Origin of the sequence: Microbacterium maritypicum MF109 (assembly GCF_000455825.1) — a bacterium.
Classification (GTDB): domain Bacteria; phylum Actinomycetota; class Actinomycetes; order Actinomycetales; family Microbacteriaceae; genus Microbacterium; species Microbacterium maritypicum_A.
Genome location: NZ_ATAO01000215.1, coordinates 1 through 287, shown reverse-complemented (window position 1 = coordinate 287; position 287 = coordinate 1). Strand labels below are relative to the sequence as shown.

General features: G+C 75.3%; 1 pseudogene. It reads right to left on the bottom strand.

The features are described 5' to 3' along the window. Nucleotides 1–40: 40 nt before the first annotated feature. A pseudogene (locus L687_RS0122005) lies at nucleotides 41–287 on the bottom strand (Rv2578c family radical SAM protein); the annotation flags it as partial.

The following is a 287-nucleotide window of genomic DNA, read 5'->3' as shown; positions in this document are numbered from 1 at the left end:
CGAGCCTACGCGGCTGCGGGATGCGCGCCCGACCGCGGGGTCAGAAGAGCATCGGCTGCGCGGGCGCTGCCTCGGCTCGGGCGCTGGGGGTGAACCGCACCGCGGTCGCGGCGGCGGCACTCGTCTGCACATGGCCCTGCCCCGGTCGGAGCCCGCGCCGGGGGTAGTCGTCTTCGTGGCGGCCGTCCAGTCCGTGCATGCGGATGAGCGGACGGGTGCGCTTGGCGAGCCACTGCCGGTATCCCTTGGGCGCCTCGGCGGAAGCCCCGGGATACAGCCCCCGGTAC